This is a genomic window from Winogradskyella sp. KYW1333, from assembly GCF_003335675.1.
GTDB lineage: Bacteria > Bacteroidota > Bacteroidia > Flavobacteriales > Flavobacteriaceae > Winogradskyella.
This window is the reverse complement of the sequence record NZ_QPHL01000017.1, coordinates 582773-602238: the sequence shown is the minus strand read 5'-3', so window position 1 is coordinate 602238 and position 19466 is coordinate 582773. Positions and strand designations below refer to the sequence as shown.

General features: G+C 33.6%; 12 protein-coding genes. 5 read left to right on the top strand and 7 right to left on the bottom strand.

From position 1 onward, the window contains the following. From DUZ96_RS12450 to DUZ96_RS12435, 4 genes are all read right to left on the bottom strand, one after another. Entirely contained in the window at positions 1-570 is a 570-nt protein-coding gene (locus tag DUZ96_RS12450; protein WP_114302256.1) for a hypothetical protein, read from the bottom strand. Positions 571-581: 11 nt separating this feature from the next. Continuing rightward, positions 582-3848 carry a VCBS repeat-containing protein gene (locus DUZ96_RS12445; protein WP_114302255.1) on the bottom strand — a complete coding sequence of 1089 codons (3267 nt, stop codon included), beginning with the start codon at positions 3846-3848 and terminating at the stop codon, positions 582-584. A 79-nt stretch (positions 3849-3927) separates the two neighbouring features. Next, positions 3928-5529: a RagB/SusD family nutrient uptake outer membrane protein gene (locus DUZ96_RS12440; RefSeq protein WP_258774389.1), complete on the bottom strand. Its 1602-nt coding sequence runs from the start codon at positions 5527-5529 to the stop codon at positions 3928-3930. 21 nt (positions 5530-5550) lie between these two features. Next, entirely contained in the window at positions 5551-8538 is a 2988-nt protein-coding gene (locus DUZ96_RS12435) for a SusC/RagA family TonB-linked outer membrane protein (protein ID WP_114302253.1), read from the bottom strand. A gap of 230 nt (positions 8539-8768) precedes the next feature. On the opposite strand from DUZ96_RS12435, the gene DUZ96_RS12430 reads away from it, so the two are divergent. Continuing rightward, on the top strand, positions 8769-9788 hold the full coding sequence (locus DUZ96_RS12430; RefSeq protein ID WP_114302252.1) for a LacI family DNA-binding transcriptional regulator: 1020 nt from the start codon (positions 8769-8771) through the stop codon (positions 9786-9788). 4 nt (positions 9789-9792) lie between these two features. Here DUZ96_RS12430 and DUZ96_RS12425 read toward each other — a convergent pair whose 3' ends face one another. Genes DUZ96_RS12425 through DUZ96_RS12415 form a run of 3 tightly spaced genes read right to left on the bottom strand, consistent with a single transcriptional unit; the run spans position 9793 to position 13611 of the window. Beyond that, on the bottom strand, positions 9793-10674 hold the full coding sequence (locus tag DUZ96_RS12425) for a carbohydrate kinase (RefSeq protein WP_114302251.1): 882 nt from the start codon (positions 10672-10674) through the stop codon (positions 9793-9795). Between the two features lie 5 nt (positions 10675-10679). Next, positions 10680-12296, bottom strand: coding sequence for a glycoside hydrolase family 32 protein (locus DUZ96_RS12420; protein WP_114302250.1), 1617 nt, complete (start codon positions 12294-12296; stop codon positions 10680-10682). Beyond that, positions 12286-13611 carry a sugar porter family MFS transporter gene (locus tag DUZ96_RS12415; protein ID WP_114302249.1) on the bottom strand — a complete coding sequence of 442 codons (1326 nt, stop codon included), beginning with the start codon at positions 13609-13611 and terminating at the stop codon, positions 12286-12288. Before DUZ96_RS12415 ends, DUZ96_RS12420 begins: the two co-directional genes overlap by 11 nt. Positions 13612-13931: 320 nt before the next feature. Between DUZ96_RS12415 and ilvD the strand changes: the two genes are divergently transcribed. The 4 genes from ilvD to ilvC are packed head-to-tail and all read left to right on the top strand — an operon-like array spanning position 13932 to position 19441. Then, the gene (ilvD, locus tag DUZ96_RS12410; RefSeq protein WP_114302248.1) at positions 13932-15614 is read left to right on the top strand and encodes a dihydroxy-acid dehydratase; all 1683 of its coding nucleotides are present in this window, start codon (positions 13932-13934) and stop codon (positions 15612-15614) included. 45 nt (positions 15615-15659) lie between these two features. After that, a complete protein-coding gene (gene ilvB / locus DUZ96_RS12405) occupies positions 15660-17396 on the top strand; it encodes a biosynthetic-type acetolactate synthase large subunit (protein ID WP_114302247.1) in 1737 nt (578 codons plus the stop codon). 2 nt (positions 17397-17398) lie between these two features. After that, entirely contained in the window at positions 17399-17929 is a 531-nt protein-coding gene (gene ilvN, locus DUZ96_RS12400) for an acetolactate synthase small subunit (protein ID WP_114302246.1), read from the top strand. 12 nt (positions 17930-17941) lie between these two features. After that, complete coding sequence (ilvC, locus tag DUZ96_RS12395) at positions 17942-19441, top strand: ketol-acid reductoisomerase (protein WP_114302245.1); 1500 nt, start codon at positions 17942-17944, stop codon at positions 19439-19441. The last annotated feature ends 25 nt before the right edge of the window (positions 19442-19466 follow it).

The window sequence follows — 19466 nt, the reverse complement described above, 5'->3', positions numbered from 1 at the left end:
TTACTTTCTTAATTTATTATATCTATACTCCATATCTTCAATAACTACTGAGACATCTTGATCAGATTCTTGTTTTAGTCTAATTTGTCTGTTGCCATCTACCTTAACTAAAATATCTTTAACCTTAATAAAATCATTTCCAGGATACCACTTTAACAAGGTATCTTTTACTTTGGGTAACAATTGATCAGCTTGTAAATCTTTATTCCAAGGTGCCCAAGCAACATGTGAGAACTTAACATCCATGGCAATAATCTCCTCTTCTTTATTGAATTTCGCATAAAATAACATTCTTATTTTCCCTTTTACATCAGCAGTATCCTTTGGGTGCAATATAGCCTGCACATAATTATTGCTTGGACCATGAGTGAATATTTTCTTTCTATTATATTCCCAACAAACATTATAAAACTCTGTCTTAGTCTGACCAAACTCAAAACTGTAGAATATTGAATCATTTCGAACACCGCTTGCCAGTTCATCTTCAACGAGTGAAGCATATTCTGATTGACATGCTACTAAAAAAATAATTGAAAAAAGTAATGCTGACTTACAAACTCTTAACCTCATTTATTAAAATTTTAATTTTTTACTTTATAAAATTGTAAACTATCATTATTTATCGATGCAATCAACATGATTTCATCCTTTAAATTTTCAACATGAAAGTCTCTAATCTGACCATCAATTTTTAGAGAAATCACCTTATTAAAATTGTTGCTTGAGTTTCCATAGAGCAACCAACCTTTTGAAGCATCATCTATACCAAACTGAGGTTTAATTAAGAATTGATTTCCACCAAATAATATATCTAAAACTCCATCTTTATCAACATCTATTGTCTCAATGGCTGACACATTAGAGTATTGAATTTCATTAGGTAACTTTTGGCTTACAAATGTCTTATTTTTATTTAAAAAAATTGCTGTATTTAGCATTTTAACATCTAAAATTATTGCCTTTTTTAACTGATCTTTTGAAAAAATAGATTTAATAGTTGCATCTGAATAATCTTTGTAATACAATAGCTTTTGCTTAAGACCTGCTAACTGTGCAACTAACTCGTCTCTATCTACTATGGGGTAGTAATCATCATCTCGTTTTTGACAAATTATTTGCTCAATTGTACCATTATTATCAAAATCTGACAAATACATTCTCATACCTGGTTTATAGAATGAATTTTCTCCTTTATTACCTGCTATAATATCTACTTTACCGTCATTATCTATATCCTTAACCTCTATGGTTTTCCAAAGTCCTGAAGTATCTGATAGTCCATAGGCTTCAGTCTCATTGACCAACTGGCCATTATTATTGATGAAAATTGAAATTGGCATCCACTCTCCTGAAATGATTAAATCTTTGACACCATCACTGTTGATATCTGCCCAATGCGAATCTGTAATCAAACCAATATCCTTGAGACCTTCTAGTTGTTGGACTTCAAAATCATTATTACCCTTATTTTCTAATATATATCCAGATGTTGGAGTTCCATAAATATTTACCTTAAATCGTTCGCCAATAAACAAATCATTATCACCGTCACCATCATAATCAGAAACTGAAACTGTAGAGGTACTAATTGATCCAGGAAATTTTAAGGATTCTAAGTTTATTTTCAAATGACCATTCCCATCATTTATATATAACCTATCGTTAAGTGCATAATCAAATTTAGAAAACGATTTTCCACCACTTGTAACATATAAGTCTAGATCGCCATCATTATCACTATCAAAAAATACGGCGTCAGTATCTTCAGAATTTATATTAAGCTGAAAAGGTTTTATGATTTGATCATAACTACCATTATCACGTGACAAATATAATGTCCCAACTTGCCCCTTTGCACCACCGATGTAAAAGTCTGTGATATTATCCTTATTGATATCTGCACTAGCGATTTTAGGCCCTTCATTATTACACATTTCTGGTAATAATTGTTCTTTATTAAAATCAACTGCATTGTTTTCCCTATGTTTAAATTGGAAAAGACTTTCAATTGAACGAATTGAATTTTTATAATCAACTATGCCACTAGTTTTTACAAATGAAGTCTCTTCATTCTGGTCATATAAATAAGAATCATTTGTTTTAAGATTTAATTTTTTACTTCTAAATCCATTTGGCCAAGTAATAATAAGGCTATCAATTGTATCATAAGTACTTGTTCCAAATTGTAATTGGTATGAGATTGAACTCTGGAATCCTCGTGAAGGAAAATTTTCTAAACTACCGTATTTATTACCCCCATAATAGATTTCCACTTTTGCACCAATGGCAAATGTATTTTTATCCGCTCCTTTTAATCCTATAGTAATACTTTTGTTAGAAGAAGTATCTATTGTATTTTCATATGTAAAGGCCGGCATATTTACATTATTGACAACCAAATCTAGATCTCCATCATTATCTATATCACCATATGCACTACCATTACTGAAACTAGGAGTGTCAAACCCCCATTGCGACGTCATCTCTACAAACTGAAACTCACCTTCATTTTTAAATGATGCATTTGGAACTGCTTGAGATGGCATCAAATCCACCAATTTATTCATAATCTCACCATCAGTCTTAATCATATCCCTAATCTTATCTTCATTAGCCATATAGATTAAATAGTCTCTATCTAAAAGATCCTTATAGATACCGTTACTGATAAAAATATCCTTTAACCCATCATTATCAGCATCGAATAATAATGAGGCCCAACTCCATTCTGAAGCTGCAACATTTGACAACCTGCTAATCTCAAAAAAACTATTGTTTCCCATATTTCTATGAAGCGCATTTCTTGAAAATTGTTGATGGTAGCCTTTATTTTTAGCCATATCATACTTATTCCAAGATTCAAACAAAGTTTTTGTGCGTTGTCGTTCAATAGTTCTTGGTAACATTTCTGTTACCATAATATCGGTATATGAGTCATTATTTAAGTCTGCCGCATCAGCTCCCATTGAACCCATAGAAATAGAACCAAACTGTTGAGTCAAATCTTCTTTAAATGTACCATCTTGATTATTTATGTAGAGATAGTCACGTTCAAAAAAGTCATTAGAAATAAATATATCTGGCCAAGTATCATTATTATAATCGCTTATGGTTATACCCAAGCCGAAACCAATAGCACTAGAATATATATTAGATTCTTCAGTAACATCAACAAAATTATTATTGTCATTTCTCAATAACTTGTTACCTGATTCGGTTGGTGTATTTCTTTGATCTTTTACAAAATCAAAATTACCAACGGCCTTTATCGAATTATTTAATAAATAAACATCTAAATCACCATCCTTATCATAATCAAAAAAATTTGCCTGTACACTTAGACCAACTATATCAAGACCATAATCTTTTGATTTTTCTGTAAAGGTTAAATCACCATTATTAATAAATAACTCATTGTGTCTATTTGAATTATCACTTGGTGGGCCAGCTTTACAAACATAAATATCAAGCAAACCATCATTATTAATATCTATAAATGATACACCAGATGACCAAACACCTTCACTAGAAACTCCTGCTTTAGAAGTTATATCTTCAAATTGCCAGTTGCCTTTATTTAAATATAATTGATTATCTACTAGATTACCTGTGAAGTAAATATCTAATAATCCATCGTTATTGATATCACCTAACGCAACACCGCCACCATTAAAAAAATTTCTATAAGTATATGGGTTTAATGATTCTGTATATTCTAGTGCATTATTAAATGTTATCCCTGTTGTGGCACTGTCCTTTAATTGAAATAAATTAGGGGATTCCTCTTTATCGGAGTTGCATGAATACGAAATAACTGCAACAAATAAGAGAATAAACAAGTTTTTCATTTAAGTGTAAAAATAATGCATAAAAAAAGGGTACTTAAAAGTACCCCTTTTTACTCAAATAAAATACTTAAAAATTAAATTAATAACCTGGGTTTTGAGTTAATGAACCACCACTAGCATTAATTTGTTCTTGTGGAATAGGGAATACTGTTCTGTAAGCATCACTATTAGTTTTTTGCCACCAAGATTCACCCCATTTTCCAAATCTTATTCTATCCGTTCTTCTACTAGACTCTTGGAACATCTCTTTACCTCTTTCATCAAAGAATCCATCAGCATCAATAGTTGTTAATGCAGAAAGTCCCGCTCTAGCTCTAATAGTATTCACATCAGTTAATGCCATATTCCAATTTCCTGCTGCTCTAGCCATAGCTTCGCCCCTCATTAAGTACACATCACCTAAACGTACGATTGGATAATCATTGTTCATATCTGGTCTACCAAATAATTGGAAATGAAACTTTTTAGCTCTTACACCACTTTGTCTTTCTGCGTTTGGTTCTAACTCGTTGATTGCTGGTGTATAGTCTACTACAATACTTGGATCATCTGCAGCATAATCAAGTAATGCTGACCCATCAAAATCAGTCTGAGGACCTGCTAAAAAGTTAGCATCCTTTCTTAAGTCACCATTGTCATAGCTATTGTAAAATTCTTCTAAAACTTGATAACCATTCCAAGGCTGCGCATCTAGAGCAAAAGTTTGCTGAGAACTATAATGTAAGTTCATTTGTGAAAAATTCATTCCACCTGCATTTGCTTGATCATAATAGATAGACCAAATCATTTCTGGGTTGAACTGATTATTTGGTGCAAAAACTGCTGCATAACCAACATCTTCAGCAGGATCATCCTCCACATTTGGTCGTTTTGCTAAATTCGGAACAAAACATCCTGAATCACACAACTGATAAGGACCATTATCTATAATATAACTAGCTGCATCAGCTGCCTCTTGGTATTTTGCAGTTCCAGTATAAACTTCTGCATTTAGGTATAGCTTTGCTAGTAAACCTAATGCCGCAAATTGATTTACGATGTATGGCTCAGATCCAGTACCTAAGTCGCTACCTGATAAATCCATGCCCGCAGTTACTTCAGTAATACCCAAAGCATCTAACAATTCTCCTTCAACGAAATTAAAAACTTCTGTTCTTGAAGCTTGAGGTGCATCCCCAGTAGAAGAAGTTATAATTTTAACTCTTCCATATAAATCTAATAATCTCCAATAAAAGAATGCTCTTATTGTTTTAGCTTGAGCTGCCTCACCAGGAGATAAAGCAGACTCTAAAGCAATGTTAGCTTCTGCAATCCCACCATAAGCATCAACCCAGGTTCCATTTAAAGGTCCATTAGATGAATTGACTGTATGTCTGTGCATATCTAACCATATACCACCATCAAACCAGTCACCACCTTTCTGACCAATACACATTTCATCAGATGAAACAGTTTGAACAGAATAATAACTACCATGACCAGCAGAGCCATTTCTTAATCGCCCATAAGCTGCTGCAAGTGCACTTGAAGGAAACACCCCGCCAGCAGTTTCACCAGAAACATCTGGCACACCATCATCAGAAAATTCAGTTGTTAACTCATCCTCTAATGTTTCTTCTAGATCTGTACAAGTGTAAAACATCATAGATATTACACTTAGAAATAATAAGGTTTTTTTCATTTTTTTCATTTTCAATTTTTATTAAAATTTAACATTAAGTCCTAGTGTAAAGGTACTAGAATTAAAATAATTATAACGTCTGTCTACACCAGGAGCTAATACGTTTGCTCCACCTAATCCATCTCCATTTGCTACTGAACCTCTATCTTGGAAAGATGGTTCTGGATCAGCACCAGTATAATCGGTTATGGTAAATAAATTCTGAGCTGTTAAAGATACACGTGCGCTTTTGATAAAAGAATCTTTAATATCAAAATTGTATCCAACAGTTAAATTGTCTAATCTAAAGAAATCAGCTTTCTCAACATAATAAGAACTGAATTGTGCAGTTCTAATATCGTCTCTTGCTAACTCTGTATTCACATAATTATAAGATGATTGAGAACCAATTCTAGGCTCATAAAATGCTCTAAAGGTATTAACTAAACTGTGACCAAATGCACCTCTAAAAAATGCATTCACATCCCAATTTCCGAATTGAACTCTATGTGACCATCCAAGTTCAAATTCTGGGAATCCCTGTCCAAGCTTTTTAAAATCACCGTCCTCAGCTAATGCTGAACCTTGATCTGTTAGTAATACACCGTCTCCATTTATATCAGCAAGTATAGGAGAACCATTAGCATCCACATCACCCGTGAATACAGGCCCCCATATTTGACCGACTTCTTCACCTTCTCTTACCAAAATTACGTTAGTATCGTTTTGACCTGGAGCTCCAAGGTTAGCAATTGTTCTATCACCACCTGCATTCTTTTCTAATACAGTTTCATAAGTTGAAAGTACTAAGCCCATGTTATAATTGACTTTATCATTTCTTAAAATGTCGTAGTTTACAGCCAGCTCAACACCTTTGGTATTCAATTCACCTGCATTTTGAAATTGTGATGTAAAACCACTGTTTGCAGCAGCATCAATTGCAACATTAGATATAAAGTCAACAATGTCTCTATCATAAATATCTAGTGTTGCCGATAACCTATCCATTACTAATTCAATACCGAAGTTAAGCTCTCTCTTTTCTTCCCATTTTAAATCTGGATTAGCTAATCTTGTTCCAATTCCAGTAGAAGAAGATCCAAATCCACCAGCACCATTAATTACATTGTATGTAGTTTGTGACAATCCAACACCTGGAGGAATTGCTCCTGTTACACCGTATCCTAAACGTGCCTTCAATAAAGAAATGTTGTCCCATTTAAGGTAATTATTTAAATCAGCACCTACTGCAACTGATGGGAAAGTACCCCACTGATTATCTGCACCAAAACGGCTTGATCCTTCTCTTCTTAAGGAAGCACTCAAATAAATAGCATCATCAAAAGTGAAATTACCTCTTAAGAAAAATGCAATGATTCTGTCGTCATCATTTCTTCCACTATTAGCAATTACTCTACCAGCTTCATTTAAATCCTGAGAAACCTCAATTGCATTGCTAAAGTCAAAATCTACACCCGGAGGGAAATCTCCTACTTGTAAATAATATTCATTGAAATCACTCTCTTGCCAAGAATAACCTCCATCTAATTTCATTCTAAAGAAATCACCAAATGATTTATTGTAGGTTCCAAATAATTCGAGCGTTCTTGTTTGAGCTTCACTCGTATAGAAATCAGCTCGCCCCTTTCTAAATGGACTTACTGCACCTCCTCTAAAGAAAGAGGTTGTTGGGTAATATTGATTATTATTGGTTTTAGTAATTTGATTACCCAAATTTAAAGTAGCAGTTAAATCATCGCTGAATGAATACCTAAAGTCAGCATTATAATTGATTGTAGTTTGTGTTCCTTCATTTCTGTTTTGCTCAGCAATAGAAACCGGATTAAAACTATCGAATAAACCAAGTGTTTCAAAGTACCCTCCAAACTGTTCAGAGTTAAAAGGGAATGGAGCATCAGATCCTAATACCGGAGCAGTTGGATTATACACAATTGCATAACGTAACGCTTCGTTAAATCCAAAATCACTTTCTCTTTGTGTAAATGCAGAATTAAAGTTAATTCTAAGTTTATCATCAAATAAAGTACCTGTAAAGTTTCCTCTAATATTCAATTGCTCGAAACCAGAATTAAGTAAAATACCTTCAGTATCTCTGTAATTAACTGCAACCCTGTAGTTAGAGTTTTCTGATCCGCCAGTAGCGGCAATATTATGGACTTGAGAGAATGCAGAACGTGTTACTTCATCAATCCAGTCAGTATCAGCACCTAAATCTGTTCCTCCTGTTGCCAAGAATTGACTTCTGTTCATAATTTCCACCTGGTTTACAGCATTTGAAACACCATATTGTCCATTATACTCAACACTGAACGGTTGATTACTTCTGCCTGATTTAGTCGTTACAAGTATTACACCACTTGAAGCTCTAGAACCATATATAGCTGCTGCAGAACCATCTTTTAAAACAGTAATATTTTTAATATCACTAGGATCAACATTATTCAATGATTGCCCTAATACACCATCAATAACAACAAGCGGTTCTGTATTACCACCAACTGTAGATAAACCTCTCAGTCTAATTACACCATTATCATTTGGATTACCGCCTTTGTTGTAAATGGAAAGTCCTGCGACCTTACCTTGCAAAAGTTGTGATGCATTATTAATAACACCTTGATTAAATTCTTCTTCACCAACGCTTGTTACAGCTGTGGTAATTTCCTTTCTCACTTGATTTCCATATCCAACAACAACCACTGCGTCTAATTGAGCTATATCTTCTTCAAGAGTTACGTCAATTGTTGAGCGTCCGTCAACAGCCACCTCTTGAGTTTTATAACCCAGGTAACTGAAAACAAGAACAGCGTCTGTTGCAACATTGTCTAAGGAATACGTACCATCAAGATCCGATTGAACACCATTGGAGGTGCCTTTAACAATAACATTAACTCCAGGTAATGTACCTGAGGCATCTGAGACTGTACCCGTTACTGTTTGGGAGTATAATAAGCCCCCTAAAACAAAGAAAAAACTACATAAAATTTTCCTTAATAGATTTTGTGTCATACTTAGTTTAGTTTAGTTAGTATATTTATTCGTGCTGTTATGAAATTAACAAAATAATGTTAATTAATTATTATTAAAACAACTAAAATCACCTTTTTTTAAGAGAACTACAAAAAAAACTTAATAAAAAGTTAAAAAAAACTACGAAAAGGTTTTCGTAAATGGTTAAATAATTTATATTAATCTTTGCAGCATGAACTAATTATAATGAGAAATCTATTTAAAGATAAATGAAAAAAATTACCTTGAAAGAAATTGCTCAGACTCTTGGAATTTCAATATCTACAGTTTCTAAAGCCTTAAAAGATTATCCAGACGTTAGTCTAAGTACAAAACAAAAAGTTGTTGACTTGGCAGAATCATTAAATTTCAGCCCCAATTCTTTTGCCCAAAGCTTAAGGAGTAAAGAATCTAAAACTATTGGGGTAGTTGTGCCAAATATGGTTCATTATTATTTTTCTAGCATCTTAGATGCTATTTTGAAAGAATCTAATAAAAAGGGGTACATGGTTATCATTATGCAATCTAATGAAGACCACAAACTCGAAGAAAAACAAATTAATCTTTTATTAAATAAAGGAGTGGATGGCATATTAATTTCAATGGCTAATGGCTCAATAAATTTTGAATACTTACAAAGAGTCTTAGATTTTGGAATTCCATTAGTGCTTTTTGATAAAATTACCAAACTCCTAAAATGCTCTAAGGTTATTATTAATGATAATAAAGCATCGTATGATGTCGTCACATATTTAATTAAAAATGGATGTAAACGCATTGCCTATTTCAGAGGTGATTTAAATCCACAGAATTCTATTGACCGTTTTTTGGGATATAAAAAAGCCTTAGAGGATAATGGAATACAATTTGACTCATCTCTAGTTTACTTAAGTCCTAAAGCAAATTTTGAAGAAGGTTATGCAAATGCAAAAAAATTGATTGAGGAAGATCAAATTGACGTTGATGCTATTTATACTTTTACAGATTTAACTGCAATAGGTGCAATTACCTATTTAAATGAGAAAAACATTAAAATACCTGATGAAATTGCAGTTTTCGGATTCAGTAATTGGTTCATGTCTTCTGTTATAACACCTACTCTATCGACAGTTGAACAAAATGCATATAAAACTGGAGAAAAGGCTATTGAATTATTGTTTAAAGAAATTGATAGTAAACAAAAAGGAGAGCCATCTAAAGAGCGAACTATTACAATTGACACTGAACTTGTGATTCGCAATTCAACTTAATAATTCAGGAAACCATCAAATTTTCAATTTCGTTCTGATTTAATTTAGGATTAGCACCATTCTTAGAAGCAACCAATGCACCTATGGCACAAGACCTGTTTAAAATATCTTGTTCATTTAATTTATTTATAATACCATCTACAAAGGATGCTAAAAAGGAATCACCTGCACCAACTGTGTCCTTAACCTTAATTTTATAACCAAAATTTCTAAAACTTTTGTCGTCCTTATAATATATAGCACCTTTTTCTCCTAATGTCACACAAATATGTTTTGTGTCAGTTTGCTTGGAGATATGGGCACATAGTTTTTTTATTGAATTTGAACTAAAGTTGTAATATTTAGAAATCTCAATTAATTCCTCTTCATTAAATTTTATGAGATCTGCATATTTCATTAATTCTATTATGCATTCCATATTATAATGTGGCTTCCTTAAATTAACGTCAAACACTTTAAAGCTGGCAACTGAAATTAATTTCAAAAGTGTGGAATAAGTGGTCTGCATACGAGACGCTAAGCTTCCGTAAATAAATACTTCTGCTTCTTCAGTAATTTTTTTTAGCTTATTAGTGTGTTCAATAAAATCCCATGCGCATGGCTGTTCAATAGTATATGTTGCTGAACCACTTTTGTCTAGAGTAACAACGACCTCACTTGTTTTATAATTATTAGTTGTTTGAATTCCTTCTATATTAACATTGGTGTCCTTCAAATTTCTGATCAACTCTCTTCCAAGATCATCGTTACCAACATTACTAATTATGGTTGAATTATTATTTAAAGAACTCAACCTTAATGCAACATTTAATGGTGCACCACCAATTTTTTTCCCATCAGGAAAAACGTCCCACAACACTTCGCCAAAACAAACGATTTTAGACACTACAACTAAAAATTTAATTCACTGATTACAATATTCTTTATAATAAAATAAGAATCTTCACTGATTATAGAAATTTGATCCAAAGGATTATTTGGAAAAAATAATTCGGTCATTACAATTTCTCCATCATTAACAAATAGCTCTACTGACGTTTTATCCAATAAAATTTGAAACTTAGCATCATTGATCATATCAGACAATTTAACTTTTGAAATGTTTGGAGCAAATTTCTCAGAAAAATCAACTTTACCTGATTTTGTTCTATCTAAATAAATTGTCTTTGAATTATTATTTAATCCAATGATAAGCGAATCACCATTTCCATTGTTGAATATTATTTGATATTTGTTTTCCTTTAAGTTTTTAAAATTAAATTCTAAGTTTAATTTATTGAAATCTATTTCTGCTGTTTCAATGACCTTTGATAATTCTTCTGGTTCAATGCTATCCTTTTCAATAGTCTTAGATTTAAAATCATTTAATTCCTTTACAGGTATACTTTTTAGAATATATTCGTTATTTTTTTTTATAAGGTTTAATTCTCTTGGGACAGTCATAGTACTACGCCATTTGTAAGTTGGCACATCTCTAGCATAGTCCCAATTAGACATCCAACCAATAAATAACTTTCTTCCATCAGTATCAGAAATATTAGACCATGTTACTCCAGCATAATTGTCACGACCATAATCTAACCAAACAGCTTTATTCTCATCGAGTTGCTTTGAGAATCTGTCATCAATTGTAAACTCATGACCATCAAAATCTCCAATAAAATATTGTGTTGCACTTCCTCCATTCGGTCCAGAAGGATTAATACTTACAAGTAATGCCCATTTATATTCCTCGCTATCTTTAACTTTTACCGGAAAAAGATCTGGACATTCCCATACACCGCCATGATCTCCGTTATCTTCTCCAAATTCAGATTCAAACTTCCATTCTTTTAAATTAGCAGAACTATAAATCATGATTTTATTTCCAGCGGCTAAAGACATTATCCATTTTGAATTATGATTGTCCCAAAATACTTTTGGATCTCTAAAATCCTTAATACCAGGATTTTTTATAACAGGGTTTTCACTGTATTTAGTCCAAGTCATTCCTTCATCCAAAGAATAGGCAATACCTTGAGTTTGAAAATCTATATCACCCCTTTTCTCGCCTTCCATATTATGATATGTATAGATTGCCACAACAGGTACTTTCCCATCTTTTGAAAATCCTGAAGTGTTATTATAATCTACAACAGCACTACCAGAAAAAATTAGTCCTATTTCATCTGGATAAAGTGCTATCGGTTGCTCTTCAAAATTTATGAGATCCTCACTTATTGCATGTCCCCAATGCATTGGACCCCAAACATTGCCATCTGGATAATGTTGAAAGTACAGATGATATTTACCATTGAGATAGAACATTCCGTTTGGATCGTTCATCCAGTTATTCTTTGGTGTAAAGTGAAAAAGAGGTCTGTACTTTAATTCATCTTCAGTAAAATTTTCTGCTACCTCGATCTCTTCTGAATATGATTGTTTATCATTCTTGCAATTGAGATATATCATTAAAGTAGCTACCAGAACTAGTCTAGTGATTATTTTAATATTGAATTTATTTATCATCCCTAATAAGTTTTTTACTCAATTCTTCCAGTGATATTCCCTTGGTTTCTGGCATCATAAAAATCACAAACAACAACTGAAATACCATCATCATAGCAAATACCAGAAATACAGTACCAGGTCCTATAGTAGAAAATAAAACAGGTACTAAAGAAGGTATTATTGCTGCCAAGATCCAATGTGTTGAAGTTCCGAATGATTGTCCACTAGCACGTAAATGATTTGGAAAAATTTCAGAGATATATACCCAAATGATTGCCCCTTGACCAATCGCATGAGATGCTATAAATAAAAATAGAAAAATGGGGACTGCTAACCCTTCCCAATTTTGATAAAAAGCTATTGAAACAAGACTCAATGAAATAATGTATCCAATAGAACCTATATACATTAAAACTTTTCGTCCGAGCCTATCTATTAGGAATACACCAAATAAAGTAAAAATTAGATTGGTTACACCTATACCAATACTACTCAATAAAGCGGTACTTTCTCCAAGACCAGCTTCTTCAAAAATTCTTGGTGCATAGTAAAGAAAAGCATTTATCCCAGAAAACTGATTAAATATGGCAATTAAAAATGCAAGTAGTAGAGGAAAGCGATACTTCTTCATGAATATATTTTCATTAGTCTTCTGATTGCTAGATTCATGTCTAACAGATTCTATAAGGGCATTGGCGTCACCTTGTGGATCAATCAACTCCAAAACCTGTTTTGCTTCATTTTCTCTCCCCTTTGATATTAACCAACGCGGACTTCTTGGCACAATAAATATCAACAAAGTATAAACTAACGCTGGGAAGGCCTCGACTCCAATCATCCAACGCCATGCATTGTCACCAACATTTCTTAATAAGTAATTGGATAAAAACGCAATTAAAATTCCAAAAACAATATTGAATTGATATAAGGCAACAAGCTTACCTCTATTTTTTGCTGGTGAAATTTCAGATACATAAGCAGGTGCCGCGATTGTAGACGCACCCACTCCTATTCCTCCTAAAAATCTAAAAAAGGCAAAACTATAAGGATCATTTACTAAGGCTGATCCTAATGCAGAAATTAAATAAAACATACCAATCCAAATTAGTGTGGTTTTACGCCCTAATCTGTTTGTTGGTATACCACCAAAAATTGCCCCAAACACACTTCCCCACAAGGCCATTGCCATTACAACAGAACCATGAAATGCATCAGATGATCCCCATAGGGCTTGTAATTTTTTATCTGCTCCAGAAATTACAACGGTATCAAATCCAAATAAAAAACCAGCAAGAGCAGCGGTTACTGACCACAATAAAATTCGCTTATTCATAAATAAATACTCTATTTCAAAGCATTAAATTATAAATCTTTATTGAGGTATAAATCAAATTTTGTAAAAACACCAATTTTCAGACCCGAAATCGATTTCGGAAGAAATTGCTCAAGGATTTTTAATAGTTCATAAAAAAATATTTAATTATTAACTCATTTGAACATCATATAATTATTGACTTATATACCTGATTAACAGTATTTTAAATAACTCTAAAGTACTCTGACTTTAGCTACAAACTAGAATTGCTTAATCTAAGGGAAAAGTGCAAAAAGTAATTTAGTGTACTGTAAACACATTATGCATACCAGATTCTTATGAGTCAATTAAATAAACATAGTAGTAGACTTACTCAAGACGATTCGCAACCAGCTTCACAAGCAATGCTCTATGCCGTTGGATTCAACGATGAAGATATGCAAAAAGCCCAAGTAGGTATTGCAAGTACAGGTTATGATGGCAATCCTTGTAATATGCATTTAAATAGCTTAAAAGACGAGGTTAAAATTGAATGTAGCATTGCCAATATGGTAGGTCTAGGATTTAATACTATTGGAGTGTCAGACGGTATTTCAATGGGAACTTCAGGGATGAATTATTCATTGGTTTCACGAGATATAATTGCAGATTCAATTGAAACCGTAATGAATGCTCAAAGTTACGATGCACTTATTGCCATTGTAGGATGTGATAAAAACATGCCAGGTGCAGTAATATCTATGCTACGTCTAAACAGACCATCAATTATGATGTATGGTGGCACAATAGCTTCTGGAAATTACAAAGGAAGAAAACTAAATATTGTCTCTGCGTTTGAGGCCTTAGGACAAAAAGTTGCTGGTGAAATTGATGAAACTGAATATCGAGAAATTATAAAAAGAGCCATTCCTGGAGCTGGAGCTTGTGGCGGAATGTATACTGCGAATACAATGGCATCTGCGATTGAATGTATGGGTTTTGCCTTACCATATAATTCATCGATTCCGGCAGAAAACCCAAATAAACTTTCTGAAGCTGAAAGGCATGCAAGAGCCATCAGAAACTTACTTGAAAAGGATATAAAACCCTTAGATATAATCTCAAAAAAATCTATAGAAAATGCTATTGCGTTGGTGAACGCACTTGGTGGCTCCACAAATGCAGTATTGCACTTTTTAGCGATAGCACATGCGGCCGATATTGATTTTAGTTTAGATCATTTTCAACGTGTCAGTGACAGAACACCACTAATTGCAGACTTGAAACCTTCTGGTAAATACCTCATGGAAGATGTTCATACCGTAGGTGGAACACCTGCAATTATGAAATACTTGCTAGAAAAAGGCTATTTGCACGGTGACTGTTTAACTGTTACCGGAAAAACACTGGCAGAAAACTTAGCTGAAGTCGAGGCTATTGAATTTGAAGATCAAGATGTTGTTTTTCCGACAGACAAAGCCTTAAAATCATCTGGAAATATTCAAATTCTTTATGGCAATTTAGCTTCAGAAGGTGCTGTAGCAAAAATTTCAGGGAAAGAAGGTTTGCTTTTTGAAGGTAAAGCAGTGGTTTATGATAGTGAACAAGAAGCCAATACTGGAATTTCGAATGGTGAAGTTAGTAAAGGTAATGTAGTCGTTATAAGATATGTTGGACCAAAAGGAGGTCCTGGAATGCCAGAAATGTTAAAGCCTACTTCACTTATAATGGGAGCAGGCCTAGGTAAATCTGTAGCTTTAATTACCGATGGAAGGTTCTCTGGCGGAACGCATGGTTTTGTAGTTGGTCATATAACTCCTGAAGCGCAATTAGGTGGAAACATTGCACTTATTGAAACTGGTGATAAAATAAGAATAAGTGCTGAAAGCAACTCTATAAACGTTATTCTCCCTGAAGAAGAGTTAGCCAAACGAAAACAAAAATGGATGGCGCCAAAACCAAAACATAAAAAGGGAATTTTACACAAATACTCAAAAATTGTAGCCTCAGCCTCTAAAGGTTGTGTAACTGATGAATTTTAAAACAATAGTTATCTAGCTTAACTCTAGAATACCGAAACGAATACTATGAAAGAAACGCAAACTCTAAAAAACAAAGCACAAAAGGATGATGCTTCTGTTCGTATAACAGGGAGCGAAGCCATTGTTAAATGCTTGTTAGAAGAAAATGTGAAAACTGTTTATGGTTATCCAGGTGGTGCCATCATGCCTTTATATGACGAGTTTTATAAATACCAGGATAAGATCCATCATGTATTAACTAGACATGAGCAAGGTGCTACACACGCAGCTCAAGGGTATGCCAGAATTTCTGGAGATGTTGGTGTTGCCATTGCAACTTCCGGTCCTGGAGCAACAAATTTAATTACTGGTATTGCAGATGCTCAAATTGATTCTACACCTTTAGTTTGTATTACAGGCCAAGTACCATCTCATCTTTTAGGAAGTGATGCGTTTCAAGAAACAGATATTGTTGGTATATCTACACCAGTAACTAAATGGAATCATCAAATAACAAAAGCATCTGAAATCCCAGAAGTTTTAGCAAAGGCATTTTACATTGCGAAGAGTGGCAGACCTGGTCCTGTTTTAATTGATATAACAAAAGACGCTCAGTTTGAAGAGTTTGATTTTAATTATGAAAAATGTAAAGGTATTAGAAGTTACAAACCCGTACCTAAAACTGATGAAAACTCGCTTGTTGAGGCTGCAAAATTGATTAATGAGGCAAAAAAACCATTAATAGTTTGGGGTCAAGGTGTCATTCTAGGAAAAGCAGAAAAAGAATTTAAAGCTGTTATTGAAAAGGCAGGAATACCATCTGCTTGGACCATTTTAGGCGTTTCGGCTATACCTACATCTCATCCATTAAATGTTGGAATGGTTGGTATGCATGGAAACTATGCACCAAATGTACTCACTAACGAATGTGATGTTCTTATCGCAATAGGTATGCGATTTGACGATCGTGTTACTGGTAATTTAGCGACATATGCTAAACAGGCTAAAATTATTCATTTTGAAATTGACCCTGCTGAAGTTGATAAAAATGTAAAGACCGATGTAGCTGTTTTAGGAGATGCAAAAGACAGTCTTGAAAAATTACTTCCACTTCTAAAGGAAAACACTCATATAGAGTGGTATCAGAAATTTAAAGATCTTTATAAGATTGAATTTGAAAAAGTAATTAAGAAAGATTTATACCCTACCAAGGAAGGTCTTACCATGGGTGAAGTATTAAAAGAAATTAATACGCAAACCAAAGGACAGGCTGCTATAGTCAGCGATGTTGGCCAGCACCAAATGGTCGCTTGTCGTTATGCGGAGTTTAATCAAACCAAAAGTAACATCACCTCAGGTGGACTTGGCACCATGGGCTTTGGTCTACCTGCTGCAATTGGTGCTAAAATGGCTGCTCCAGAAAGAGAAGTTATTTCAATCTGTGGCGATGGCGGATACCAAATGACCATACAAGAGTTGGGCACCATCTTTCAACAAAAAGTTGCTGTTAAGGTTGTAGTTCTAAACAATGATTTCTTAGGTATGGTAAGACAATGGCAACAGTTATTTTTCGATAAACGGTATGCATCTACAGAAATGGTCAATCCAGACTTTGTTGCTATTGCAAAAGGATATTATCTAAATGCAAAACGGGTTACAAAACGTGAAGAACTTGCAGGTGCTGTTGCAGAAATGGTAGCCAGTAAAGAACCATATTTCCTAGAAGTATGCGTGGAAAAAGAGGATAATGTGTTTCCAATGATACCATCAGGTGCAACAGTTTCAGATATAAGATTAGCATAATTATGGATAAAGAAATAAAACATTTTACAGTATCAATTTATACTGAAAATAATATTGGATTGCTGAATAGGATTTCAGCAATATTCCAAAGAAGACATATCAATGTAGAGAGTTTAAATACTTCTATATCAGAAATTGAAGGCGTGTCGAGATTTACTCTTGTAGTGGATATTACTGAAGATCAAATGAAAAAAATCATTGGGCAATTAGAGCGACAGGTCGAAGTAATAAAAGCATACTATCATACAGACGAAGAAACAATCTATCAAATATCTGCAATGTTTAAAATTAAATCTGATTTGTTGTTTGAAGAACGTCAGATTCAAAATATCATTAAAGAAAGTAACGCTAGAATTGTCACGGTAAACAAAGAGTTTTTTGTTCTAGAAAAATCAGGCAGAAAACAAGAAATAGATTTACTATATAGGGAGTTAAGTGCATTTGGTATCATGCAATTTATGCGCTCTGGACGTATAGCGGTTACAAAAAATCAAATGGAAATATCAAAAATGCTAGAAGCATTTCAACATTAAAACAAAAAGAAAATGTCAAATTATTTTAACACCTTACCACTAAGGAAACAATTAGAACAATTAGGAAAATGCCGTTTTATGGATGCTTCAGAATTTGAAGATGGCGTTGATGCATTAAAAGGTAAAAAAATCGTAATTATTGGTTGTGGAGCACAAGGTCTCAATCAGGGATTAAACATGAGAGATTCTGGATTGGATATTTCTTATGCATTAAGACCAGCTGCAATTAAAGAACAAAGGGCTTCTTATAAAAATGCAACCTCAAATGAGTTTAACGTAGGGACATATGAAGAATTAATCCCAACTGCAGATGTGGTACTTAATTTAACACCAGATAAGCAACATACAAACGTTGTAAAGTCTGTAATGCCACTTATGAAAAAAGGGGCGACATTAAGTTATTCTCATGGATTTAATATTGTTGAAGAAGGAATGAATATCCGTGAAGACCTTACGGTAATCATGGTTGCTCCTAAATGTCCAGGAACAGAAGTTAGAGAAGAATATAAGCGAGGATTTGGTGTGCCAACACTTACAGCGGTTCATCCAGAAAATGATCCAGAAGGAAAGGGCTGGACTCAAGCGAAGGCTTACGCTGTGGCAACAGGTGGTCATAGAGCTGGTGTATTAGAATCTTCATTTATTGCTGAAGTAAAATCAGATCTAATGGGTGAACAAACTATCTTATGTGGATTGTTACAAACAGGAGCTATTTTATCCTTTAATAAAATGGTAGAAGAAGGTATTGAACCTGGATATGCCGCAAAACTAATTCAATTTGGTTGGGAAACAATTACTGAAGCACTTAAACATGGAGGCATCACCAACATGATGGATAGATTATCTAATCCAGCTAAGATTAAAGCCTTTGAAATATCCGAAGAACTCAAGGGAATTATGCGTCCATTATTTGAAAAACATATGGATGACATTATCTCTGGTCATTTTTCAAAAACCATGATGGAAGATTGGGCTAATGATGATGTTAATTTATTAAAATGGCGCGAGGCAACAGGTGAAACAGCTTTCGAAAAAACTACTTTAACGTCAGATCACATTACAGAGCAAGAATATTTTGATAACGGCACCTTATTAGTGGCATTTGTTAAGTCTGGTGTAGAATTAGCATTTGAAACTATGGTAAGTGCAGGTATAATAGAAGATTCTGCTTACTATGAGTCACTACATGAATTACCATTAATTGCAAATACTATTGCACGTAAGAAACTATTCGAAATGAATCGTGTAATTTCTGATACTGCAGAGTATGGCTGTTATTTATTTGATCATGCTTGTAAACCATTATTAGCTGACTTTATGAAAACTGTTGATTTATCAGTAATAGGCAAACCATATTCAAATACAAACGCTATAGATAATGTAGAATTAATTGCTGTAAATGATGCAATCAGAAATCACCCTATTGAAGAAGTTGGTCAAAGATTACGTACAGCCATGACAGCAATGAAAGTTATTAAAACTACATCTGTTGAGGATTCCGTTTTAGCATAAATTGCTAAGATGTAATTACTGCATT